The organism is Mesorhizobium sp. NBSH29 (assembly GCF_015500055.1).
Taxonomy (GTDB): Bacteria; Pseudomonadota; Alphaproteobacteria; order Rhizobiales; family Rhizobiaceae; genus Neomesorhizobium.
The window spans coordinates 2,183,012-2,205,295 of record NZ_CP045492.1 but is presented as its reverse complement, the minus strand read 5'-3'; the positions used below and the strand labels follow the sequence as shown (position 1 = coordinate 2,205,295).

24 protein-coding genes are annotated in these 22,284 nt (G+C 60.8%); 11 read left to right on the top strand and 13 right to left on the bottom strand.

Annotated elements, in window-relative coordinates:
• Positions 1-70 precede the first annotated feature (70 nt).
• The 3 genes from GA830_RS10975 to GA830_RS10965 form a co-directional block, all read right to left on the bottom strand.
• The gene (locus tag GA830_RS10975) at positions 71-559 is read right to left on the bottom strand and encodes a helix-turn-helix transcriptional regulator (RefSeq protein ID WP_195161906.1); all 489 of its coding nucleotides are present in this window, start codon (positions 557-559) and stop codon (positions 71-73) included.
• A 363-nt stretch (positions 560-922) separates the two neighbouring features.
• Positions 923-2,242: a DNA-packaging protein gene (locus GA830_RS10970; protein WP_195161905.1), complete on the bottom strand. Its 1,320-nt coding sequence runs from the start codon at positions 2,240-2,242 to the stop codon at positions 923-925.
• A complete protein-coding gene (locus GA830_RS10965; protein WP_195161904.1) occupies positions 2,163-2,636 on the bottom strand; it encodes a hypothetical protein in 474 nt (157 codons plus the stop codon). Before GA830_RS10965 ends, GA830_RS10970 begins: the two co-directional genes overlap by 80 nt.
• 317 nt (positions 2,637-2,953) lie before the next feature.
• Between GA830_RS10965 and GA830_RS19855 the strand changes: the two genes are divergently transcribed.
• Positions 2,954-3,280, top strand: coding sequence for a hypothetical protein (locus GA830_RS19855; RefSeq protein WP_210330831.1), 327 nt, complete (start codon positions 2,954-2,956; stop codon positions 3,278-3,280).
• A gap of 208 nt (positions 3,281-3,488) precedes the next feature.
• Here the strand turns inward: GA830_RS19855 and GA830_RS10960 are convergent, their stop codons facing one another.
• Complete coding sequence (locus GA830_RS10960; protein WP_195161903.1) at positions 3,489-3,761, bottom strand: hypothetical protein; 273 nt, start codon at positions 3,759-3,761, stop codon at positions 3,489-3,491.
• 119 nt (positions 3,762-3,880) lie between these two features.
• Between GA830_RS10960 and GA830_RS10955 the strand changes: the two genes are divergently transcribed.
• Genes GA830_RS10955 through GA830_RS10945 form a run of 3 tightly spaced genes read left to right on the top strand, consistent with a single transcriptional unit; the run spans position 3,881 to position 7,251 of the window.
• Positions 3,881-6,058, top strand: a complete 2,178-nt coding sequence (locus GA830_RS10955; RefSeq protein WP_195161902.1) for a transglycosylase domain-containing protein — start codon at positions 3,881-3,883, stop codon at positions 6,056-6,058.
• Positions 6,059-6,098: 40 nt separating this feature from the next.
• Entirely contained in the window at positions 6,099-6,719 is a 621-nt protein-coding gene (locus GA830_RS10950) for a DUF1214 domain-containing protein (RefSeq protein ID WP_258045407.1), read from the top strand.
• On the top strand, positions 6,712-7,251 hold the full coding sequence (locus GA830_RS10945; RefSeq protein WP_195161901.1) for a DUF1254 domain-containing protein: 540 nt from the start codon (positions 6,712-6,714) through the stop codon (positions 7,249-7,251). Before GA830_RS10950 ends, GA830_RS10945 begins: the two co-directional genes overlap by 8 nt.
• Before the next feature lie 32 nt (positions 7,252-7,283).
• Here the strand turns inward: GA830_RS10945 and GA830_RS10940 are convergent, their stop codons facing one another.
• The gene (locus GA830_RS10940; protein ID WP_195161900.1) at positions 7,284-7,754 is read right to left on the bottom strand and encodes an Lrp/AsnC family transcriptional regulator; all 471 of its coding nucleotides are present in this window, start codon (positions 7,752-7,754) and stop codon (positions 7,284-7,286) included.
• A gap of 94 nt (positions 7,755-7,848) precedes the next feature.
• Between GA830_RS10940 and GA830_RS10935 the strand changes: the two genes are divergently transcribed.
• The 4 genes from GA830_RS10935 (at position 7,849) to GA830_RS10920 (ending at position 12,064) form a co-directional block, all read left to right on the top strand.
• Positions 7,849-8,868, top strand: coding sequence for a pyridoxal-phosphate dependent enzyme (locus tag GA830_RS10935; protein ID WP_258045406.1), 1,020 nt, complete (start codon positions 7,849-7,851; stop codon positions 8,866-8,868).
• Positions 8,869-8,909: 41 nt separating this feature from the next.
• A complete protein-coding gene (locus tag GA830_RS10930; protein ID WP_195161899.1) occupies positions 8,910-9,734 on the top strand; it encodes a transporter substrate-binding domain-containing protein in 825 nt (274 codons plus the stop codon).
• 69 nt (positions 9,735-9,803) lie between these two features.
• A complete protein-coding gene (locus GA830_RS10925) occupies positions 9,804-11,102 on the top strand; it encodes an NAD(P)/FAD-dependent oxidoreductase (RefSeq protein ID WP_195164897.1) in 1,299 nt (432 codons plus the stop codon).
• Positions 11,099-12,064 carry an amino acid ABC transporter permease gene (locus GA830_RS10920; protein ID WP_195161898.1) on the top strand — a complete coding sequence of 322 codons (966 nt, stop codon included), beginning with the start codon at positions 11,099-11,101 and terminating at the stop codon, positions 12,062-12,064. Before GA830_RS10925 ends, GA830_RS10920 begins: the two co-directional genes overlap by 4 nt.
• A 59-nt stretch (positions 12,065-12,123) precedes the next feature.
• Here the strand turns inward: GA830_RS10920 and GA830_RS10915 are convergent, their stop codons facing one another.
• From GA830_RS10915 to GA830_RS10900, 4 genes are all read right to left on the bottom strand, one after another.
• Positions 12,124-13,176 carry a D-alanine:D-lactate ligase-like protein gene (locus tag GA830_RS10915; RefSeq protein ID WP_195161897.1) on the bottom strand — a complete coding sequence of 351 codons (1,053 nt, stop codon included), beginning with the start codon at positions 13,174-13,176 and terminating at the stop codon, positions 12,124-12,126.
• Positions 13,177-13,282: 106 nt separating this feature from the next.
• Positions 13,283-13,921: a 2-dehydro-3-deoxy-6-phosphogalactonate aldolase gene (locus GA830_RS10910; protein WP_195161896.1), complete on the bottom strand. Its 639-nt coding sequence runs from the start codon at positions 13,919-13,921 to the stop codon at positions 13,283-13,285.
• Positions 13,918-14,859 (bottom strand): 2-dehydro-3-deoxygalactonokinase, encoded by a 942-nt coding sequence (locus GA830_RS10905; protein WP_195161895.1) that lies wholly within the window; start codon positions 14,857-14,859, stop codon positions 13,918-13,920. The genes GA830_RS10910 and GA830_RS10905 overlap by 4 nt, the downstream gene beginning before the upstream one ends.
• Positions 14,859-15,626: an SDR family NAD(P)-dependent oxidoreductase gene (locus GA830_RS10900; RefSeq protein ID WP_195161894.1), complete on the bottom strand. Its 768-nt coding sequence runs from the start codon at positions 15,624-15,626 to the stop codon at positions 14,859-14,861. The genes GA830_RS10905 and GA830_RS10900 overlap by 1 nt, the downstream gene beginning before the upstream one ends.
• A 493-nt stretch (positions 15,627-16,119) precedes the next feature.
• Between GA830_RS10900 and GA830_RS10895 the strand changes: the two genes are divergently transcribed.
• Positions 16,120-17,013, top strand: a complete 894-nt coding sequence (locus tag GA830_RS10895) for a hypothetical protein (protein WP_195161893.1) — start codon at positions 16,120-16,122, stop codon at positions 17,011-17,013.
• A 9-nt stretch (positions 17,014-17,022) separates the two neighbouring features.
• Here GA830_RS10895 and GA830_RS10890 read toward each other — a convergent pair whose 3' ends face one another.
• The 3 genes from GA830_RS10890 to GA830_RS10880 all read right to left on the bottom strand — a co-directional run bounded on the left by GA830_RS10890 (position 17,023) and on the right by GA830_RS10880 (position 19,979).
• The gene (locus tag GA830_RS10890) at positions 17,023-17,370 is read right to left on the bottom strand and encodes a DUF1491 family protein (protein WP_195161892.1); all 348 of its coding nucleotides are present in this window, start codon (positions 17,368-17,370) and stop codon (positions 17,023-17,025) included.
• 61 nt (positions 17,371-17,431) lie between these two features.
• A complete protein-coding gene (locus tag GA830_RS10885; protein ID WP_195161891.1) occupies positions 17,432-18,199 on the bottom strand; it encodes a peptidoglycan-binding domain-containing protein in 768 nt (255 codons plus the stop codon).
• Entirely contained in the window at positions 18,174-19,979 is a 1,806-nt protein-coding gene (locus GA830_RS10880; protein WP_374939262.1) for a sensor histidine kinase, read from the bottom strand. The genes GA830_RS10885 and GA830_RS10880 overlap by 26 nt, the downstream gene beginning before the upstream one ends.
• Positions 19,980-20,438: 459 nt before the next feature.
• Between GA830_RS10880 and GA830_RS10875 the strand changes: the two genes are divergently transcribed.
• Together GA830_RS10875 and GA830_RS10870 are read left to right on the top strand one after the other, a co-directional pair.
• Entirely contained in the window at positions 20,439-20,852 is a 414-nt protein-coding gene (locus GA830_RS10875) for a DUF5330 domain-containing protein (RefSeq protein WP_195161889.1), read from the top strand.
• Positions 20,853-21,035: 183 nt separating this feature from the next.
• Complete coding sequence (locus tag GA830_RS10870) at positions 21,036-21,464, top strand: SufE family protein (RefSeq protein WP_195161888.1); 429 nt, start codon at positions 21,036-21,038, stop codon at positions 21,462-21,464.
• 4 nt (positions 21,465-21,468) lie between these two features.
• On the opposite strand, the gene GA830_RS10865 is transcribed toward GA830_RS10870, so the two are convergent.
• Complete coding sequence (locus GA830_RS10865; RefSeq protein ID WP_195161887.1) at positions 21,469-22,284, bottom strand: DUF6456 domain-containing protein; 816 nt, start codon at positions 22,282-22,284, stop codon at positions 21,469-21,471.

The window sequence follows — 22,284 nt, the reverse complement described above, 5'->3', positions numbered from 1 at the left end:
TCTCCGCCTCGCTACGCTCAGCGGCTCTCCCCGCTTATGGGGGCGAGGAAATGCGCCGACATTCTCGGCGCTAAGCTCGCTGTCTGTGTTCTCTTCCCAGTCCGGCGTTTGTATCGCGGATTGCGTTCGCTTCATTCACCGCCTCTTGCGAGGCTTGCTTGCGGGCATGGAGCCATTGGACAACATCTGTCCAATCCCAAAGCGGGCTTTCAGTCGTTACCCGCGCGACCGGGTGGGGAAAGTCTTTCCCTCGTTCGCCTTTCGCATAGAGGCTGATGGCGGCCCGTGTCAGGTTTGCGCGCTCGGCAATTTCGGAAAGGCTGACCAGATAATCCGGCTCCACCCGCTCAACCGAAGCGCCGGTCTTCTTGACATCGGTAATTGCAGACCGAAGTGCCTGCAGAAGATTTTCAGCCTCGCGTGCGAACTGAATGATGATGGCGCCCCGCGCGACCGCAATGGTGGCATCATCGCAACCCGCCTCGAAGAAGCGATCCTCGAAATCATCCGCCTCGTGATCAAGACCGGAGGCTATGACGGTGAATTCAAACGCTTTCATGGTCGCCTCTGGTGTCAGAATGTGCGCATTTGCGACCCAGCCGCCGCAACTGATCCGCATGGTTCCTCGGCACTCTTGGTGTTGACCATATCGATACCTGACACCCTGTCGGATCGTGCTGCGAACAGACCATCCGGCCCCAGGCATGGGAGCTTCTGCCAGTCGGTCGATACGACCATCCAAGAGATTCCAATTCTGAAATCGCCGCCTCAATGTCCTTGTTCGGATGTCTGGGCCGCGCGCTCATATAAGCGTGCCCAAAATGATGCTAGTGTTAACGAATGTCAACATCGTTGGTTCCGGATGATAAAATCTAGGTGAATTTCACTTCCGCACAGCCAAAAGCTGTAGCGCAAGTAAGGCTCATCCGAAATCCCGCACCCTTGGTGCCTCCGCGTGCCGCGGCAGCAGCTCCGATATGGCCCATACCAGCGCGTCCACCCGGTCAGGCGAACGCCCGGCGGAGAGGCCGTTGGGGCCGAAATCGCACATTTCGTCTTCGAGTTCGGGAAAGCGTGCCGCGTGGCGCACTCTGTCCTGTTCGTAGAGTGCTGCCACCGGTTCGGCGCGCAGCCATTTGCCTCGGTTAGCGCGCACCTGTTTCACCCGCACCGCCTTGTCGACGGTAGCAATGACGGCGGCCACCATGTCGCCGCCCTGGTTGACTTCTGCCACCAGGCAATCGGCATCCAGCCGGTGATAGAGCGCGACCGCCACGCTTGCCCAATGTTGGGGTTTTGCGCCGCGCAACGTAGCGTCGGCCAGCACCACGGCGCGGCCTTCGCGGTCCAGTCCGGCAGCGATGATACCGCAGGCGTCGGAGTTTTTGGTCGATGTTGCCGGCGGGTCGATCGCTACCACGATGCGCCTTATTTCTCCCTTTTGTCCCGTCATCGCCGCTTCCAGCATAGCGCGCGACCACAGAGCATCGTCACGATCATCAATCAGTTCGCCATCCAGTTCCTGCCGCCCGAGCCGCGAGCCGGCATAGCGCTGGCGCACCAGCGACACAAAACCTGGGGCCAGGTTCTTGGCGTTGTCATCCGTTGGCATGCTGGTGCGCACGGTGTGTGGGTCGGCATAGAGCCGCTTCATCAGCCGCGTCGGTTTTGGCGTCGTGGTGATGATCTGGCGCGGGTTCTTGCCCAGCCGCAGGCCAAATTGCAGCATGTCGAAACAGGCCTCGTCATGTTTCCATTTGGCCAGTTCATCACACCAGGCGGCATCAAATTGCGGCCCGCGCAGGCTCTCTGGATCTTCCGACGAAAACATCTGCGCCACAGCACCATTGGCCCAGATCAACCTGCGGCGGCTGGGCTCGAAACGCACCCTGTGGCCGCGCGCGGTGGCCAATATGCCGGACGGCCCCTCCACCATCACGTCGCGCACATCGGCCAGTGTCTCGCCAATCAGCGCGATGTGGCGGTGGCGCTGGTTGGGCCGCGTGAAGGGCGGCTGCCCGCGCACCATGGCGTGCACCCATTCGGCACCGAGCCGCGTTTTGCCCGAGCCGCGCCCGCCGGTCACCAGCCAGATGGGCGGGTGGCCGAGAAGCAGCGGATACTGCTTCAGGCGTGCGCTGTGCAGCCAGGCGCTGCGCAGTTCAATGGCTCCGTGCAGCCCCAGATTTTTCCGTGACCATCTGTGCTGCGAGATCGTGAGCGAGCTCAATGATCCGTTCATTGACGCGTTCGAGTAGGCCCGCCATTTGCTCATCCTCTTGAACCTGATCCTCCCGGGCGACCTCTGCAGGCCGCATGATTTCTTCAACCTTCTCCAGATTGCGCACCATGGCGGTTATGCCATCAATCTGCGCCTTATCTATCTTGCCGCCGGCAAGCAATTCGTGGCCGAGCTTTTCCAGATGGCCGAGCAGCAGCGCGCACAGGCTGCGCAGCCGCAAACCATCATCGCCGCGCGTCATCGTGCGCAAAGCCCAGTTTTCCGTGACAGCCTGCCTCTGCAAAAGCCGCAGGGAGCGTCCGCTCACCTCCGCCAATATAGCCAATGTCGGCCGCGCCCCCTCTGCCAGCGCACGCAAAGCAGTACTGCGCGCCAGCGGTTTGCTGTGCAGCATTTTTCTGTTCCTGAATTTTTGGAGGATCGTTGAAGGATGCGTCCGAAAACGCACCGATAAGCCCGCCCCTCAGGAGCCGGCTGCGCAGTCATTCACACTTTTCGGACGATGACTGAAAGATGCCAGACAACCGTCACGGTGTCAAGGACTTTTTTCCTATTGCACTGACAAGGCTATTAGGTTTGGCGCAAAAGGGGCAGACGCTATCAAACTCGACAGCTCAAACTCAGGACGTGGACAACGCCCGCGGTGAAACCCGTTACGCCTAAGCAAAAGGCAGCTAGTCTCACGGCGATTCGAAATATAGAGGAATCTCTGTGACCATTGATCCAAAATCTGTCGGCGTAATGGTGAACCGAAGGCTTTGCTTAACCGATGCCATAACGCATGAAGGCGAAGTGTTTTTTGTTCTGCTCTGGTTCTCAAATAAGAGCGAAGGGCAAAAACGGCCAGAATACGTAATTCATCAGTCGAAAGTTCGCCATCAAGACATTGGGGTTGGCGGACGCCCATGCCGCTATATGATAAGCGACCCACTTCCAGCATCGCTGTTTGACGGTACTGCTTCACGGCAAGAACGCAGACAGTTTGGAGTTCGAAGAGGACCGGATGTAACGTATCCGCTGGAGACCAAGCCGCATTAGCTTTCTCCTTTGCTCATCGTGTTCTTTTTTCGGCTGGTTCTCATGTGGCTTAGGCAGCGTTTTCCGCATCCGCTTTGGCGTGTCGTTGAACGCCTTCTCATCGTCGGATTCGGCTTTTAGGTCTTCTACACGGACGTTATCCCCAGCAAGCCCGTGTCTGAGATTCCGTGCAGTTACTTTCCACCGACCATGATCCGTAGTAGCGCGTTCAGCCCCGATCCACACCCAAAATCGCCTCGATCCTTCCCACCCCTTCCCACATCAACGCACTGTTCGCCTTGCCTTGAGAGGCAGCATTTCGCGCGAGCCAGTCCAGCGTCCGGAACTGGTAGGATTGGATGACGCCGGTCAGGTATACGCCGCGCGGGATGGCTACTTCGAACTTGCCGCCGGTGGCGGTGTTGGTAATCGGGCAGACGGCGGCCAGCCTGTTCGGTGCCTGATTGCGGCGTAAAATCCATCCAGATGAAGCACTCCACAACTCCCCACCTCTTGTTAGCTACAGCTAAATCGCTAAATAGAACCCATACCGAAGGGACTTGCGGTGTCTGCCCTCAATTTGCCATCGACCATGGCGCATGATGGCGGTGGGGAATTGGGATGGAAGCGGCGAACGAGCCTGGAACAAGACGAAAGAGCCCCCGTGCTGGCCGCCTTCTGGCGATCGATGCGTGGATCGATTCTGCGCTTTATGAGGCAAGCTTCAAAGCTTCCGAAATCTGGGAAAACCTCACCATCTTCTTCCGGCGCTTTCGCGTCTCCGGCTGGCGGCGCGGTGTCTTCGAAATTTTGAGCGAGGGTTTTACGCTTGGCACCGTTGGTGCCATCCTGCTTCTGGCGCTCGCCATTCCCGCCTTTGACGAAACCACCGGCGACTGGAAAAGCCAGGGCGATTTTGCAGTTACCTTCACCGACCGCTATGGCAATGAGATCGGCCAACGCGGCATCATCCAGCGCGATTCCGTGCCGATTGACGACATGCCTGATCATGTCATCCAGGCTGTGCTCGCCACCGAGGACCGGCGCTTCTTCAGCCATTTCGGCATTGATTTTCTCGGCCTGTTCCGCGCCATGCAGGAAAACATGCGCGCCAATTCCGTGGTGCAGGGCGGCTCCACCATCACCCAGCAGCTGGCCAAAAACCTGTTTTTGACGAACGAGCGCACGGTTGAGCGCAAGGTCAAGGAAGCCTTCCTGTCGCTGTGGCTGGAGATGAACCTTTCCAAAAAAGAGATTTTGCAGCTCTATCTGGACCGCGCCTATATGGGCGGCGGCACTTTTGGCATCACGGCTGCGGCGGATTTCTATTTCGGCAAGGGCGTCAAGGATCTGTCCCTGCCCGAAGCTGCCATGCTTGCCGGCCTGTTCAAGGCGCCGGCCAAATATGCGCCGCATATCAACCTGCCGGCAGCACGCGCGCGCGCCAACGAGGTTTTGACCAATATGGTGCAGGGCGGCTACGCCACCGAGGGCCAGGTGCTGTCGGCCAGGCTGCATCCGGCCAGCGTAGTCGACCGCGGCGATGTGAAAAGTCCGGATTATTTCCTCGATTTTGCGTTCGAGGAAGCCAAGCGCATGGCCCAGAAATCGGGCATCCATTCGATGGTGGCACGCACCACCATCGACATGAATATCCAGCAGGCCGCTGAAGAAGCGATGGAATTTCACCTGCGCCAGTTTGGCAAGCAATACCGCGTCACCGAGGGTGCCATGGTGGTACTCGACAACAATGGCGCGGTGCGCGCGGTTGTCGGCGGGCGCGATTATGGCACCAGCCAGTTCAACCGAGCCACCCGCGCGCTGCGCCAGGCCGGTTCGTCGTTCAAGCCCTATGTCTACGCCGCCGCCATGGAGCACGGGCTGACGCCCGAGACGGCGATCTCCGACGGACCCATCTCATGGGGTTCGTGGTCGCCAAAAAACTATGGCCGTTCATTTTCGGGCCGCACCACGCTGACAACGGCGCTGGTCAAATCCATCAACACGGTGCCCGTGCGGCTGGCCAAGGATTATCTTACCACCGCGCCGATCAAGGCCTTGACCGAGGCGATGGGTGTGGAATCGCCGATCAGCCCGCACAAGACCATGGTGCTTGGCACATCGGGCATGACCGTGATGGATCAGGCGACCGGCTATAGCGTGTTTGCCAATGGCGGACTTGCCGGTACGCGCCACGCCATCAACCAGCTGGTCTCGCATCAGGGTGAGGTGGTGTTTGATTATGAGCGCGACGCCGAGAAGCCGCACCGGGTGCTCACCGAAAAGTCCGCAGCCGAGATGAACTCCATGCTGGTACAGGTGCCCGAATGGGGCACGGCGCGCAGGGCCGCCCTGCCCTACATCCGGTCCGCGGGCAAGACCGGCACCACGCAGAGCTACCGCGATGCCTGGTATGTCGGCTTCACCGGCAATTACACGGCGGCTGTTTGGATGGGCAATGATGATTTCAGCCCCACCAACAACATGACCGGCGGGTCGCTTCCGGCCATGACCTGGCAACGGCTGATGACCTATGCGCACCAGAATGTGGAGCTGAAACCCATCCCCGGGCTTGAACAGCCGTTTGTCGACCCTGCTTTGATCGCCAAGGCACAGGCCGAGGCGGCCAAAAACCCGGTCGAGGCGAGCGCGCCCGTGTTCGAGCGACCGGCACTTCTGTCGGCAGCGACATCGCGGGTGCTGAAGGAGATCAGCGAGACATTCCGTAACGCACAGCCGATCACCTTCCCGCCGCGGCCTGAAGCGCTATCGGCGCTCGAGCAGCCACCCCTTCGCTAGAGAGCCAAGCCTTGCCTGCCTCTGCCCCGCAGGCTATGGCATGGCCAGACCCTCCCCCGCCCGGCTAAACATGTTTTTTCGAACCATCTTCCTTATTGCCCTTGTGCTGGCCATCGCCGTTGGCGGCGGGGCGGCTAGCGTCTGGTATGCGCTGAAAGCGCCAGAAGGGTTTGGCGCGTTGCGGGCCGGGCCGTGGACAGCCTTTCCAGATCTCGGCACGCCGCAAGCCGAACCCTATTCCAAAGCGCGCACGGCCCGCGATGGCATTTTGACGCTTGGCCGGGCGGAAGGGCTCTCCTTCACCGCACAGACCGACAGCGCCGGCGCGCCGCTTGATCTGAGGTGCATCTACCAGATCACCGGCGATACCCCGGCTGCACGCTTCTGGACGCTCTATGCCGCCAACGCTGCGCTCACCCCGCTGGCCAGCGGGCATCAGCGCCCGGCAGCGCTGCACTCGATGCAATTGTTGCGGCAGCCAGACAATTCGATGGTCATCACGGCTGGCCGCCCGGCCGCACCCGGCAACTGGTTGCCGGTCACCGGCACGGGCCCCTTCGCCCTCGTGCTGACGCTCTACGACACGCCGGCCGCTAGCAGCGCGGAGACGCGCGAGACGGATTTGCCGCGCATTGAGCGGGGGTTTTGCGCCGATGCTTAAACGCCTCGCCTATGCCATCGCCGTCGGCCTGGTTGGCGCCGGCATTGTTCACATCACCATCTTGATGATGCTGCCGACCTTTTCAGCGCGCGATGCGTGGTCGCGCCTGGCAACGCTTGGTGACTTGTATGAGGCAGAGCGGGTCGTCGCGGGCGGGCCGGTCATGGTTCAGCCAGCCGATCCCTTCTTCCTCACTGTCGCCTGCCGGTTTGATCTGCACGATGGCATCGCTCACCTGACCGCCGATGGCAGCCTGCCGTTCTGGTCCGCGTCCATCTACGACCGGCATGGCCAAAACATCTATTCCTTCAACGACCGCACGACGAGCGACAACGCGCTCGATTTCGTTATCGCCGCCCCACTGCAGATGATCGAGCTGCGCAAGAACCTGCCGGCTGATCTCGAAACAGCCGTGTTTGTCGAGGCTGATATCGACGAAGGCATCGTGATGGTGCGCGCTTTCGCCCCCGACCCAAGTATTCGACCGGGCGTGGAAGCCACACTCGACGGGTTAACCTGCGTCGCGGAATAAGCGGCGACAGAATTGCCAACCGCTGTGCGCGATCAGATCGCCGTGGGCTGGCGGGCCACGATTTCGCGGATCGACACAATGGTTCGAAAACCCTTCACGTTCACGTCCGAGTGAAAGATGTCATCTGCGAAAGCGGAATAGGCTTCCATGTTGCGCAGCCCGAGATGCAGGATGAAATCAACCTCGCCGGTCACATACCACGCCTGCCTGACTTCCGGGCGGCGGCGAATTTTGGCCACGAACGCCTCCAGGTCGAAGGCGCGTTCCCGTTCCAGCGAAACCAGAACATGGATGGACAGGGTTTCGCCGGCCAGCGCCGGGTCGATGACCGCCTGATCTGCAATGATGATACCGTCCTTGCGCAAGCGCCTGAGGCGTCGCAGGACCGCGCTTTCCGAGAGACCGACACGTTCGGCCAGGACACGCGCAGGTGTCAGATTGTCCCGTTGGACAAGCGCCAGTAGAGCGCGATCAAAGGCATCTGTTTTGGAGATATCCACCATCTTTTCCCATCCTATGACTGAAACAGGCGCTCCAGAAACATATTTAGCCGGATTTGTCGTTTTGTCGCGCGCTAATATGAACGGGGGAGATTTGATGAACATCGCATTCGACCACGCTTCTATCCGCTCGGAACTGAATGCCCTCTCGCAAGGATACACCCCCTCACCGTTGCTCGATCTGCCGCAGCTTGCCGCGCGTCTGGGCATTGCCAGGCTTCATGCCAAGGATGAGAGCCAGCGGCCGCTGGGCAGCTTCAAATCTCTTGGCGGCACCCTTGCCAGCCTGCGTGCAGCACAGCGCGCCACCCTTTCAAATGCCACGCCACCCTCCATGCTTGTCTGCGCGAGCGACGGCAATCACGGGCTGGCTGTTGCATCGGCGGGACGGCATCTTGGGCTGCGGGCAATCGTCTATCTACACGCCGATGTGTCTGCCGAGCGCGAGGCGCGCATTCGCAACGCTGGTGGAGAAACCATCCGCATCCATGGCACCTATGATGATTGCGTCGATCACGCACGGCAGGCTGCGCAGGAAACTCCAGGCGCGCTTTTGATTGCTGATACGAGCGAGGCGGTTGATGACGCTGTCATCCACGACATCATGACCGGGTACAGCATTATCGCCGGCGAGGTCCGCGACCAGTTCGCCGCGATGAAATGTGCCAAACCCACGCACCTCTTCATCCAGGCTGGCGTTGGCGGGCTGGCGGCTGCCATGGCGGCTGGCCTTGAGGAATGGCTGGAGGCGCCTGCCCGTGTAATCGTGGTCGAGCCGGCACTTGCAGCCTGCGTGGAGGCCGGACTGGCACACGGCAAACCCATCCGCGTTCCCGGCACATTGGAAACATGCGCGACCATGCTGTCTTGCGGCGAGGCTAGTGCGCCGGCGCTTGCTTTGCTGCTCAAACATGCGGCAACTGCAATGGCAGTCTCCGAGGATGCGCTGGAACAGGCGCCCGATATCCTGCGTACAACCGGAGGGCCGCCCAGCACGCCTTCCGGCTGCGCAGGGCTTGCGGGGCTGTCAGAAGCCGTCAACACTCCTTCGCTTCGGCAGCGGTTTGGGCTTGGCCCAAACAGCCGTGCACTTCTGGTCGTTAGCGAAGGGCTCTGAAATCACGCCTACTCAATAAACAACGTCAGGGAGGACGATTTATGAAGAAAACAACACTAGCACTCGCCGGGCTTGCCAGCCTGCTATTTCTGTCGACGGCGAATGCCGGAGAGACGCTCGACCGCGTGACCAAGAACGGCGCAATGGTGGTGGCAACCAATGCCAGCTGGCCTCCGCAAAGCTCGATTGACGATTCCGGAAAACTTGTCGGCTACGACATCGACGTGTCCACCGAAGTTGCCAAGCGGCTCGGCGTCACGATTAAGCACGAGACACCGGAATGGGCGATCATGACCGGTGGCCACTGGCAGGGTCGCTACGATCTTGGCGTTGCCTCTGTCACCCCCACCAAGGCGCGCGCCAATGTTATCGATTTTGTCGGCGTCTATTATTACAGCGCCTATGTGTATGTGGTGCACAAGGATTCCGACGCCAAAACCGTTGCGGATCTGGACGGCAAGGTGATCGGCGTCGAAACGGCAACCACGTCGGAAGATTTCATCAATCGCAAGCTTGAGATTGATGCGCCCGGCCTGCCGCCCATCGAATATAAGGTCACACCCGGCGAAGTGCGCACCTATGCCAACTCCATGCTGCCTTTCGACGATCTGCGTCTTGGTGCGGGCGTCCGTATCGACGCCGTGATCGCACCGGTGCAGACCGCTGAAAACGCCATCAAGAACGGCTATCCGCTGCGCATCATCGAAGGCGAGTTCGCCTTCAAGGAGCCGCTGGTCATCATCGCTGACAAGGGCGATGCCGAGTGGACTGCAAAGGTCTCCGGCATCCTCGACGAGATGAAGGCCGATGGCACGCTCAGCACTCTGACCGAAAAGTGGTACGGCAAGGATTACAGCGCCAAGTAGGACTGTTTCCAAAAACCCGCCATGTCGCGCATCAGCGCGGCATGGTCCACCCACCAGGAAGCCGTCTGCATGCCCTATATCGACACCTATTATTCCCGCACCCTTTCCGAGCGGAGCGAGCGCCCGGCGCTCACCGGCACTACCGAATGCGACACATGCATCATTGGTGGCGGTCTGGCAGGGTTGACTGCCGCTCTTCATCTGGCCCGCGCCGGGCAGAAAGTGGTCATCCTCGAATCACAAGCCGTTGGCTGGGGTGCGTCAGGGCGCAATGGCGGATTTGTCAGCCCCGGTTATGCGCTGGGGCGCGATCCAATCGCAGCCACAGTGGGGCCTGATGCTGCCGACACCCTGCACGCATTGTCGATCGAAGGCATGCGGCTGGTGCGCCAGACCATTGATGATCTGAAGATTGCAGCCTCGCCGCGCCACGGCATTCTCAGCACCCTGCGGTATAATGCGCCGGATCAATTGCATCAGTACGCCGACATCATGGCGCGAAAGTTCGATTACCCTCTGGAATTCCTGGACCGCGATGCATTGCGCGCCGTTCTGCGTTCGCGCAAATATTATCAGGGATTGCGCGACGCACAGGCCTTCCATTTCCACCCACTGCATTATGTACGCGGCGTCGCAAAAGAGATCGAGCGGCTGGGCGGCAGCATTTACGAGCAGAGCCCGGCAACGCAGATCGACACCGACAAGGCGGCCAAACGTGTCACCACGGCGAACGGTCGTGTAGTGGCCAAATCGATCGTTTTGGCCACCGGCGGCTATACCGGCACCCTGTCGCCGCAACTTGCGCGCAGTTTCCTGCCCATTGCCACCTATGTGCTTTTGACTGAAAGCGCGCCAGACCTGATCGCCACCGCAGTCGCCACGCGCGATGCCGTCGGCGACAATCGGCGCGCTGGCGATTATTACCGGCTTGTGGATGACGGAGCGCGGCTTTTATGGGGTGGGCGTATCACCACACGCGCCGCATCCACAGCCGCACTGGCATCCGAACTGCGCAACGAAATGGTGCGGACCTATCCGCAACTGGCATCGCTCAAGGTCGATCTCGCCTGGTCAGGCCAGATGTCCTACGCGCGCCATCGCATGCCCCAGATTGGTCGGCTGAAGCCCGGTGTCTGGTACTGCACCGCCTTTGGCGGTCATGGCATGAACACCACTGCCATCGGCGGCAGGCTGGTGGCCGAAGACATTACCGGGCAAAGCAACCGCATCAGGGCGTTCGAGCCGTTCGGCCTCACCTGGACCGCGGGTCCCATCGGGCTTGCTGTGGCGCAATCCACTTTCTGGAAGCTGCAGGCACAAGACTGGTGGCAGGAGCGCCGTGCAGCCCAAAGCGAGTTGACGCCATGATGGCTCTAGGCAAACTGTTTCTAAACCACCCAACCCTGGTCGGCAGGCTTGGCGTGGCGTTGATCATTGGCATCCTGGCTGCCATTCTCTACGGGGCGGGTGCCGGAGGCAGCATCGTTTCCGGGGTTTTTGGCGAACAGAGCGCCGCAAGCCCGATCGCACATACTGTCGTGGCACTTGTTATCGCACTGATGATTGCCGTTGCATGGCATCTGGTCAGCAAGTTGCCGCGCCGACAGCAGATTATTATCAGCTGGCTTACACTGTTCGTGCTGCTGCTGCTGTTTTTCTATTCCTTCGATCTGAGCTTCGCCTTCATCGCCAAGAAGATCGGTTTTCTGGTGTCGCGCGGCGTTGTCACGACGCTCTACATTTCAGTGATGGCAATTGTCATTGCAACAGCGATAGCCCTTGTCGGGGCCATCGCAAAACTCTCCAGCAGCGGGCTGATCTACGGGTTTGCATCGTTCTACACATCGCTGTTTCGCGGTCTTCCCCTGCTGATGCAGATCTACATCATCTATCTCGGCCTGCCGCAGTTCGGCTTCGTCATCGGGGCTATTCCGGCCGGTGTGATCGCGCTGTCGCTCTGCTACGGCGCTTACATGACGGAAATCTTCCGGGCTGGCATTGAGAGCATTTCGAAAGGCCAATGGGAGGGCGCCACTGCGCTTGGGCTTGGCCGTGGCCAGACCATGTGGCTGGTAATCCTGCCTCAGGCCATGCGGGTGATCATTCCGCCAACGGGAAACCAGTTCATCTCGATGCTGAAAGACTCGTCGCTGGTCTCTGTCGTCGGGGTCTGGGAGATCATGTATCTCGCCCGCACGCTCGGTCAGACGGAATTCCGTCACATCGAGATGCTGATCACGGCGGCGATGATTTACTGGATTCTGTCGATCGGACTGGAAATCGTGCAGTCGCGCATCGAAGCCCATTACGGGCGCTCGCTGCGCCGCTGATCGGGAGCTTTTGCCTGTGCGATAGCGCCAACCGGGCGCTATCGTCTGCAAGAGGTTGTTTAACCCAACAACCGGTTCGCTGCGGTATCGGTCATTGCTTCGGCCAGGGTGAGGCCCCACTGGCTTTTGCAATAGGCGCGGAAATCGAAGCACGGCAGACCCGGACAGACCTCGAATTCGATGAGGTGGACTGTATCGTCGGCTTCGAGGCGAAGATCGTAGGAAAACACGTCGCGTAGGCCAAGTTTTTCCATCAGCGCCACGCCGATGGCTTCGATATGTTTTGCAGCTTGCGGCCTTGTGGCGGCGATCTGCGCCAGCGCCGGTTCAAAATAGGCGCCTGCCGACCGCGCCTGCGCGCGTGTCTCGCCATAGAGGGCGAGGCTGTCTTCCATAGTCTGGAAATCACCGCCGGCATCGACAAAGACCGAGCCGATATCGCGCGCGTCGGCGGCAGGCGAGACGGCCAGAAAGCTCGCCCTGGCATTTTGGCCGGCGACATAGGGCTGGACGATGGCATCATCGCCATAAGCGGCAAAGATGCGGCGGCTCAGCGCCAGCGCCTGCTCCTCGGTCGTACAGCGCGAATCCTTCCAGATGCCGATCTTTGCGCCGAGCCGGTTCGGCTTGACGAAATAGCCAGATGGCGATGCCGGCGCCGGCGCCAGCCAGACGCCATCGCGGGCAAGTCCGCCGGCGGGCACTGGCAGGCCGAGTGCTGCAAGCACCGCGCCGGCGCGAAACTTGTCCTGGCAGAGTGCAAACAGGCTGTCGTCTGAACCGATTGCCGCAACGCCGCCGAGCCGTGCCAGAGCGGGTGCTGCGCTGCCGCGAAAATAGGCGATACCATCGGTCAGCGTCCACACAATGGCGTGGGCGGGGTCGGTCGCGCCCAGCACCGATGCGGCCCTGTCCAATTCTACCGGGCGAAAGACGATCCCCCGCGCCGCGCAAGCATCGCTTATGGCGTCAAATTCGAGCGCCAGATCGGTCGACTGGGCCAGATAGGAAGCAATTTCACCCGCCCGCGCCCTGGCCATGCCGGCTGCGACCAGCCGCGCGAGGCAGGCTGCCTCAGGCTCATAGACCAGAATGAGTTCGTGCGTCGGCATTCGTCCGTTCCCGTTACGCAATGGGTGCGGACACAGTCGCATGCGCAGAGGCTGCGACTTTAGAGAAATCGACCTTTTTCGACAACCCGGCGCTATAGCCCTGCTTTCAGGAACAGGCTGCGTCCCAGGCGGCGGCGGCGGCGATTGCCTTGTTACCGACTTCCGCCGCGGTCATGCCCGGCTTGTAGAGGCTGGAACCCAACCCGAAGGTTTTGACGCCGATCCTGGCGAAGTCGGCAAAGTCGGCATCCGAGACGCCGCCCACTGCACCCACGATAGTGCCTGCCGGCAGCACCGCGCAGATGGCGGAAATACCCTTTGGCCCAAGCGCACTCGCCGGGAAAAATTTCAGCGCTGAGGCGCCGAGTGCCAGTGCACGGAACGCTTCGGTCGGGGTGAAGACGCCTGGCATCGTCACCATGGCGTGGTTTTTGGCGCGCGCCATCACATCGGCATCGATGTTGGGGCTGACCAGAAGCTTTCCGCCCGCGCGTGCCAGATCGTCCACCTGCTGGGCACTCAGCACCGTGCCAGCGCCCACCAGCGCAGTTTCAGGCAAGGCATTCACGATTGCCTCGATGGACCGGAACGGATCGGGCGAATTCAGCGGCACTTCAATCGCCTCGATGCCGGCCTCGAAGATGGCTTTGGCGATATCCACTGCCTCATGCGGCGCAACGCCACGCAGGATTGCCACCAGGTTGCGCTGCAGATGCGGAAATGGCTTCGTGGGCTCAACGCTCATGGGTTCATTCCTTCGACGGCAAAAAAGTTTCGGCGCGCTGCTTCCAGTAGCCCGGCGCGAACCGCCAGATCAGCATCCGTGATCGCGCATTCATATCCGGCACCAGCGACTGCTTCGGCATAGAGATCGGCAAGGCGCCCGGAGGCGACCAGTACAATCTTCTGGCCGCGCGCGAGACCGAAGGAGGCGCTCGCAGCGCCGATTTCGGTGCCAATCAACAGGCCGGAAAGTGCGGCCGCTGCCTCCTCCGGCTTCATTCCAGCCAGCAACGTCGAAGCGCGGATGCGGAACAAGCGAGCCGTCATCGCCGCCGGGTCAGCCAGTGCCTCGCCCAGCCATTTTTTGAACGTCGGATTGTCGGCTGTGACGGGTACAGCGTCCGGCCCGACTGCATGGCGCAGGATCGACTGCTTGGTCAGCACCGAAAACAGTTCTCCGGTCATGAAGGTGGCAAAGCGGGTCACCGCACCATTGTCCACCGCCACCCATTTGGAGTGGGTGCCCGGCATGCAGACGGTGTGGCTGCCGGAAGCATGAAGTGCGGCGACACCGGCAAGCTGGGTCTCCTCACCGCGCATGACATCGGGTGCGCCGTCGATGGTCTGCGCGATACCCGGCACAATGCGCACATCGCGGGCAAGGCCGGGCACTGGCAGCGCCTGACCCAGAACATCGCGCAGCGGCGTTGGCACAAAGGCATAGGGCGCTTCCACCCAGCCTTGCCGCGCGCCGGCCATGCCGCAGACAATCACCGGCGTTGCGGCATCGGCGCCCATATCGGCCAGATGTTTTTCCAACACTGCCGAAAAGCCGCCTGCCCCGACATTCAACAGCCCCTCGGCGCTGCGTCGCTCGGCCAGCACCGTGCCTTTAGCGTCCATCAGCCAGATTCTGAGATGCGATGTGCCCCAGTCGGCAGCAGCGAAGTTGCGGTCCATCACAGATATCCGGCGTCAATGATCAGGGTTTGTGCGGTCAGCATGCGCGAACAGTCTGAAGCGAGGTAAAGACAGGTGCCCACCATGTCATCAGGCTGCATCGGCTGCCTGATGCACTGTTTGGCGATATGCGCCGAGAGTGCTTCTTCGGTTGCCCATAATTTCTGCTGGCGCTCCGTCATCACCCATCCCGGCGCCACCGCATTGACGCGGATTCCATAGGGTCCAAGGTTGCCGGCCAGCCCCTTTGTCAGACCGATAATGCCGGCTTTGGCGGTGGTGTAAGACGGCATGTCTGGATGGTTGATCAGGAAGGATGTCGAGGTGAAGTTGATGATCGATCCCTTGCCCACCGCTTTCATTCCGGGCGCCACAGCCTGCGCCGCAAAGAATTGAGGGCGCAGGTTGATCGCCTGGTTGTTGTCCCAGAATTCGACGGTGACATCTTCCACCGCATGGCGGGTGTCGAGGGCGGCGTTGTTGATCAGCACCGTGACGGACCCGTGCGCTGCTTCTGCTTGCGCAGCGGCCTCACGCAGCGCCTCGATGTCGCGCAGGTCGGTCTCCAGGTAGACCGGGCGGTGGCCTGTTGTTTTCGCGACGTGGTCGCACAGAGCCATGCCCGGGTCGGTCGCGATGTCGATGAAGGCCACTTTCGCGCCCTGCAGGGCAAAGCCTTCGGTGAGTGCTGCGCCGATGCCAGAACCGCCGCCGGTAATCAGCACCGACGCGCCGTCGAGATCCGGAAATTTCGCCGATGGCATCATGTCGTGTCCCCCTGCCGCAACTGTCGCGCGACAGCGACTTGACTATTCCGAGCGGAGGCCGGCTGCAAGCCGTGGCAGGTGATTTACGATGGAGGCCACTCGCCTCAATGGCGCGATGAGCCAGGTTTTGGGGCCGCGCCCCTGCGCGGTGCTGCGCCCGGATTGGCCTCGCATGGAGCTGGTGCTGCGTCGGCACGCTCATAGCGGACGCCTGGAAATATGATGACGGAGGCTGCCAGACCTGACTGCCTTGGACCGGATTTTGCCGCTGGCCGCGGCACGAACGAGACTATGCTGCCCATGACTTCGCGCTTTCCCTGTCTGTTAGACTGGAGCAGTACGCAACGCCTCCGACATGATTACGCGCAGCAGAGAGTTAACAGCTTGCTAACGCATCGGCGCTAAGTTTAGCCAATGTACCGGCAGCCAGCATGGGTGAAATGCGTGCCAGACCGGTCAGTGTGCAACCTTGTTTCAGGCGTATCTGGTACCCGTGTCCGATTTCAGGAACATCGTCATCAACGGCGACACCGAAAAAGCCGACCGGCTGTTTCGGGCAGCCGTCTCGGCATTCTGCTCGCTGGTGCGCCCATCGCGGCGTGAAATAGCCCAACTGGAAGATCTGGCGCTGCCGCTGTTCGGCACCGTGTCAGTGGAATCCAAACGCTATGTCGCTGCCGCGCTCTCCGAATGCGCCAACCCGCCCCCTGCACTGGTGTTGCGACTGGCCAATGAGAGCGTCGATATTGCAGCGCCATTGCTCATCCGCTCCACCGCGTTAAACAATATCGACCTTATTTCCCTGATCGGTCGGCATGGACTTGCGCATGCGCGTGCCATCGCGCGACGACCCGGGCTCGACCGCACCATCGCCGATCTGGCGCGCGCACTGGCGGCAGCTTCCAGTTCGACGCTTTCTTATGAAACGCCGCAAGCCGCCGAAAAAACGGCTAACGATGACCGGGGACCTTCGGAAGTCGAGCGCACCCGTGCCAGACTGCGCGCGCTGATGCGCACGACCGAGCCCCTGCCTACCGGTCAGGATGCGACGCTTTATGGTCGCTTGCTTGACGCTGCGCTTGAGGGAAATCGCGACGCGGCGCAGAGTTTGCTCAGCGGTGAGCTAAATATTTCGCAGACGCTTGCGCGCGCCGTAATCGACGGCGACATGGCCGATCTCGTTGCCGGACTTGCCGCGCTCCAGCTCGCCGTTTCCCAGGCTTTCCTCATCGCCACGCTGCTGTGCCCCGAACTGGTGCGCGGCATCGCTGCGACACGCGCGTTCCTCGACCAGTATCAGCGCTCCGGGCCCGAAGCGGCCCGCCTCTGGCTTTCAGAGCGCGACAGCGAAATTCCCAGGGTGGTGCCGCTACGCACCACGCGCTAGGGCGGAGCCCTAACCGCTCACCAACGGAAACAGCTCTTCCACCGCTGTACGTCCGGCTTCTATCTCGACAACCCAGATATCGCTGTCGAAGCGCTTTTCCTTATCCAGCCGCGCTTCGGCCTCGGTGTCGTCGATGGTGGAGAGAAGTTCGGAGAAGCGGCGCTCGTCGATGATGTCGATGCCATATTCCGTTTGAGCCGCCGGGCCGAACAGGCGCACCGTCCCCATCCGGTCTCTGGCGATAATGAACACCGCGCCCGCCTCGGTCGCGCCGCGCTTGACGATTGCTGCAAAGCCGCCATCGCCGAACACACGGCGGATGAGGGCTGAAACCCAGAAGTCGGTGGTCAGGCGCATGGAAATCCGGCTTTTGTCATGATGCCGGCTTTATCACCCGGACGTGAGGAGCGGAAGCCGCTCAGCCGGTCAGGCCAATCTCGCGCATCTTGAAATAGAGCTGCTCGTCGGGCTCACCGGTCACTGGCAGATCGAACAGCGACTGGAATTCGCGGATTGCGTTGCGTGTTCTCGAACCGACGACCCCGTCAATCTCGATCCCGTCATTGCCGAAAGCCTTGAGTCCGGCCTGAACCTTGGTCACCAGCACGTCCGGGTTAGTCGGAGCTGATGCTTGCACCACCGCTGCGGGGGTCGGTGCGATGCCGGATGTCGTCGGACGGGTGCCGAGCTGCGTCAGCAACTCATCGTCGATTGTCTCAACCGCGGGAAGCCCGACCTTCTTGCGGTAATTCAGGATCGCTTCGCGCGTTGCAGGACCATTCAGGCCGTCGACGGTGCCGGTATAAAATCCGAGATCACGCAAGATACCCTGCACCTGTTCCAGAACAGGATCTGGTCGTACCTGCGGCACAAGTTCGGCGGGACGCTCGAAGCGGATGGTGGTCTGGGCACGCGTATCGGTGGCGGCGTTGGTGCGCAGCGCTGGCGCGACATAATTTGTGTCCAGGTTACGCGTGGCGAAAAACGCGTTGGCGTGGAAATGCGGCTGGTACCACAGCGCGTTGGCCGAGACGAAAGATAGTGCCACCAGAAAGGCGGTGGTGCCGGCCACCGGTGTCGGATTGCGGGCTATCACGCCGCCGACGCTGCTACCCAGGGCCAGCGCCGTCGACAGCACCCGCTCGCTGATGGCGGGCTTTCTAGCCCGTTTTGCGGAGCGCGCCATCGGCATCCTCGCTATTTACTGTGATCACTTCTTTGGCACTTGCTGTGCCTGCGACATCCTCTTTCGCAGCTGGTCCCGCTATCGGCAGGCTGATCGTCACCGTCGTGCCCTCACCGGGTGCGCTTTCGATCATCATCGTGCCATCGTGCAGGGCCACCAGTCCCTTGACCAGAGAAAGCCCAAGGCCGGTGCCTTCAAACTGACGCGTATATTCGTTCTGAACCTGCATGAAGGGTGTGCCAAGGCGTTCCAGATCGTCGCTGCCGATACCAATGCCTGTATCACTAACCCAGAAGTGCAATCGCGAACCTACCGGTTTTGCGCCGATGGCGACGGCGCCACCCTTGGGCGTGAACTTGATGGCGTTGGACACAAGATTGATCAGGATCTGCTGCACGGCACGGCGGTCGCCGTTGATCTCGGCAGAGTTCGAGCCGATATCCATGTCGATGACGATATCCTTGGCTGTGGCCTGAAACTCCATCATCGAGTGGCACATCTCGGCCGCATCGGAAAAGCGGAACGGCTCGATGTCCACGGCATAGGTGCCCGATTCGATCTTGGATACGTCGAGGATGGAATTGACCACCGCAAGAAGATGCTCGCCCGAATCCTTGACCAGGCCGATATATTCCTTCTGCCGCGGATCGCCGAACGGTCCGCACATCTCGTGCACCAGCATATCGGAAAAGCCGATGATGGCGTTGAGGGGCGTGCGCAGTTCGTGGCTGACGGCTGCCAGGAATTTTCCTTTGGTCACTTCGCTGCTGGCTGCTGCCTCGTTGGCGACCGTAACCTTGTGGCGCAGTTCCACCAGTTCGCCGTTGGAGCGCAGCAACCCGATCAGGCTGCCATCTGTAGCGCCTGAGCTGGCCAGATCGATGGTAAAGGGCTGGTAGTTGCCGCCGCGCTGGTCGGGATGTTCGTTTGGCAGGCGCAGCCTCAGGTCGACAGTACGGGTCGGGCCGCCGCTGCGCAGTTCCGAGACAGCGCACAGGTAAGCCACCCGATCGCCGACATGGATGCGCTCGAACAGTCCGTTGCCGAGCAGCAGTTCTGGCGCAAGACGCAACAGTGTCCGCGCCTTTTCGGTGGCGTCAACGATGTCGCCATTGGCGGCGAGCCGAAACACCACCGCTTCGATGATATCGTCAAGCCGACGTTCGACAGGCTTCAATTCATTGACCGCACCCGCCTTGATCAGGGCGGTGATCCGCAAGCCGAGTGTCAGCGCATAGGCCGCAGGAACCAGCCAGTGCCAGGTCGAGATCATTTGGGGCGTGTGGGCGCCGGGTAGCAAGGCAAGTGCCACAGCCGCGCCGGCCATCGCGGCCAATCCGGCAAGCAGCGCAGCGCGTGTACGCCAGATCCAGGCGGCCTCTAGCACAAAACAGACAAGCAATGCGGCAAGCGGGGATGTCATGCCGCCTGCGCCGACGATGATGATGGCGGCCGGCACCGGTGCAACGGCAAGGATGGAGATCCCCGGTATTACATCACGGCCGGTCGACGCAACGGTGAGCGCCGCGCACCAGAACAATGCAAAGCTGGCGAAAATGGCGGCAAGTGTTATTGCCGGTCCAAACGGGTCAAACATCCCCTGGCCGATAGCAGCTGCCGCCAGAAACGGCGCGCCGAGAAGCACACCCACAAGCCTGCGTTGGCGCTGGCGCAGGCCTTCGCCCGTCACACGCGGATGCACAAGCCTGTCGCAACCGGACTTGAACCCGGCAGACAGCCATTCATCAGATCGGATTACGGAGGGACTCAACAAACACACTCACAAAATTTTGCCCGACCATGGAAGGCCGCATTGGCTGATACCGAAACTCGCATTGAGCTTTTAAGGAATGAATAAAGCGAGGCGCCAGAAGTGCTCTCAGCACCTCATATCGGGTCGAACATGGTGGAAAACCCACTGGACTTTCTGCCATGGTAAACAGAGGCTTAGCTTCACGGTCTGGCGGAGGACGAGGCATCCAACTGCGTGCAGCCCGCAGACGAAAACGTTTTTCCATTAAATATCAATTGATTAGTAAAGCGGCGGATTCGATCCAGTTGAATTTAAAGTCGATGAAAATGCAAAACAGCTGTCGGATTGCATAAAAGTTGAATTGAATTTGCCGAAAAGTCGAACGCTGCCAACAATTGCTCCTTGGTGCGGACGTGGCATTGTCACCCCAACAAATGAGGCCAGACCGCGAAACGAAGCCTGGCCCGATTAACAGAGAGACGTGTCATGTGGTTTTTGATCCGCGCCGCCTTCTGGTTCAGCCTGGTGCTGCTGTTCCTGCCATTCGGCCTCGGCGGCGACATTAAAGGTGAGACGGTCAGCCCGCTGCAGGCGGTGTTTGCAGCCCGGGAGGCGGTGAGCGATGTTACCGGTATCTGCGAACGCAAGCCGGATGTTTGCGTGATCGGCAAATCGGCGGCGCATACGGTCGGCGTTCGGGCCCGTGAGACAGCGCGCATCGCCTATGAGCTGCTGGACCAGCAATTGAGCGAAGGCGAGCCCGACCTACAGACAGGCAGCGTGCCTGTCGAAGCAGCGGCACCGGCAAAGTCCGGCACAGACGCCGTTCGCGACCTGATCACGCAAGCCGGCACCCGCGCCGTCGAGGCAGCACTCAGCCAGACCGCGCGGCCCAACTGATTTCAACCGCCGCAGAGGGCGGCGTTCCAGAGTTTTGCTGTCGGCTGGGGCCGACGCCCACCGCACGCGCTGACCTCTCGGCGCCTGCGGTGTTTTTTTATCCAGACTGTGAAGCGCGAAGAATAGCGCTATTGCCGCTTTTTCCGTGACGTTGCGCTTTTCCCCGCCTATATCAGCCGCATCATGGGACAGACTATCAAAGAAATTTACGACGACTTCGAGTTCCTCGATGATTGGGAAGATCGCTACCGCTATGTCATTGACCTCGGTCAGGCGTTGCCGGTCTTTCCTGATGTCGACAAGAACGACGCCACCAAGGTGCCAGGCTGCGTCAGTCAGGTCTGGCTGACGACACAACGGGGCGAAGGGTCTGACCCGGTCGTCACCTTCGCCGGTGATTCCGACGCCCATATCGTCAAGGGGCTGGTCGCTATCGTGCTCGCACTGTTCTCCGGTCGCAAGGCCAGCGAGATCATGGAGACCGACGCCGATTTGGCCTTGCGTACGCTCGGCCTCGACGAACACCTCACGCCCCAGCGCTCAAACGGGCTGCGCTCCATGGTCAAGCGGATCAAGCGCGACGCCACGCTGGCGCTGGAGAATGTCGACTAGGCGGCTACAGACGTTCGCTGCCGAGCTTTGGGCGGTAGTCGGTTGTGCCCCAATGAACAAAGCCTGAGCTTCGACGCGATTTCGGCGGCGGGGCATAGTGACGGGCGAGAGCGCCAAGGGCCGTTTTCAACACCACCTTCGCCGAGCGAACGGGCCAGCCGCGTTCCATCTCCACCTGCTCCAGGCCTTTCAGGAAGCAGCAGATATCGATCAGCACGCCTGCCAGTTCCGGGCCGATGGCATCTATCGCCAGATCAACGCGCTGGCGGGAGGCCAATGCCGCATCGGTGATGTCTGCCATGCCATTGCCACCGCGGCGACCCGAAGAGACAGAGGCTTCCCAATGCGCGCCGAGCCGCGGCATGATCTGGCCACGCGTATAGTCAGACCGCAACCGTTCGCCAGCCTGGAATTCTTCCGCACTCAGAAAAGCGGAACCGTTGCGCATTTTGTGGCGCAGCAGTTTTGCCAGTGGTGATTCTGCGAGATTGGCGGTGACGGTCGCGATGGCGCCGTCGGACATTTCAATCCTGACGCCTGCAAGATCGCGATGCTGCCCGGCAAAAGGGTCGCACGACGTTGCCTGACGCTTCAGCCATGCGACGCCGGCGTCCGCAAGCTTGATACTGCCGGTCTTGTCGCGCAGCACCAGCCCAGACGAGATGAGCGCGTCAAACGCGATACGAGGCACCGCAATAGTTCCGCGAGCTCCGCCATCAAGCAGTATCTGACTGTCTACAGCTGCACTGTGCGAAATAGCTGATCCGGTTGATAGAAAGCGGAGCAGGCGCAGCACGACCTTATGGGTGGAGGGCTCCAT

Excerpts from the sequence above, each read along its gene's own strand:
- GA830_RS10875 (WP_195161889.1), top strand. The coding sequence starts at position 20,439 with ATGTGGTTTTTGATCCGCGCCGCCTTCTGGTTCAGCCTGGTGCTGCTG.
- GA830_RS10905 (WP_195161895.1), bottom strand. The coding sequence starts at position 14,859 with ATGGACCGCAACTTCGCTGCTGCCGACTGGGGCACATCGCATCTCAGA.
- GA830_RS10945 (WP_195161901.1), top strand. The coding sequence starts at position 6,712 with ATGCTTAAACGCCTCGCCTATGCCATCGCCGTCGGCCTGGTTGGCGCC.
- GA830_RS10950 (WP_258045407.1), top strand. The coding sequence starts at position 6,099 with ATGGCCAGACCCTCCCCCGCCCGGCTAAACATGTTTTTTCGAACCATC.
- GA830_RS10965 (WP_195161904.1), bottom strand. The coding sequence starts at position 2,636 with ATGCTGCACAGCAAACCGCTGGCGCGCAGTACTGCTTTGCGTGCGCTG.
- GA830_RS10935 (WP_258045406.1), top strand. The coding sequence starts at position 7,849 with ATGAACATCGCATTCGACCACGCTTCTATCCGCTCGGAACTGAATGCC.
- GA830_RS10890 (WP_195161892.1), bottom strand. The coding sequence starts at position 17,370 with ATGCGCCTGACCACCGACTTCTGGGTTTCAGCCCTCATCCGCCGTGTG.
- GA830_RS10930 (WP_195161899.1), top strand. The coding sequence starts at position 8,910 with ATGAAGAAAACAACACTAGCACTCGCCGGGCTTGCCAGCCTGCTATTT.
- GA830_RS10925 (WP_195164897.1), top strand. The coding sequence starts at position 9,804 with ATGCCCTATATCGACACCTATTATTCCCGCACCCTTTCCGAGCGGAGC.
- GA830_RS10975 (WP_195161906.1), bottom strand. The coding sequence starts at position 559 with ATGAAAGCGTTTGAATTCACCGTCATAGCCTCCGGTCTTGATCACGAG.
- GA830_RS10970 (WP_195161905.1), bottom strand. The coding sequence starts at position 2,242 with ATGAACGGATCATTGAGCTCGCTCACGATCTCGCAGCACAGATGGTCA.
- GA830_RS10865 (WP_195161887.1), bottom strand. The coding sequence starts at position 22,284 with ATGGAGCCCTCCACCCATAAGGTCGTGCTGCGCCTGCTCCGCTTTCTA.
- GA830_RS10885 (WP_195161891.1), bottom strand. The coding sequence starts at position 18,199 with ATGGCGCGCTCCGCAAAACGGGCTAGAAAGCCCGCCATCAGCGAGCGG.
- GA830_RS10940 (WP_195161900.1), bottom strand. The coding sequence starts at position 7,754 with ATGGTGGATATCTCCAAAACAGATGCCTTTGATCGCGCTCTACTGGCG.
- GA830_RS10955 (WP_195161902.1), top strand. The coding sequence starts at position 3,881 with ATGGAAGCGGCGAACGAGCCTGGAACAAGACGAAAGAGCCCCCGTGCT.
- GA830_RS10915 (WP_195161897.1), bottom strand. The coding sequence starts at position 13,176 with ATGCCGACGCACGAACTCATTCTGGTCTATGAGCCTGAGGCAGCCTGC.
- GA830_RS10910 (WP_195161896.1), bottom strand. The coding sequence starts at position 13,921 with ATGAGCGTTGAGCCCACGAAGCCATTTCCGCATCTGCAGCGCAACCTG.
- GA830_RS10920 (WP_195161898.1), top strand. The coding sequence starts at position 11,099 with ATGATGGCTCTAGGCAAACTGTTTCTAAACCACCCAACCCTGGTCGGC.
- GA830_RS10870 (WP_195161888.1), top strand. The coding sequence starts at position 21,036 with ATGGGACAGACTATCAAAGAAATTTACGACGACTTCGAGTTCCTCGAT.
- GA830_RS10900 (WP_195161894.1), bottom strand. The coding sequence starts at position 15,626 with ATGATGCCATCGGCGAAATTTCCGGATCTCGACGGCGCGTCGGTGCTG.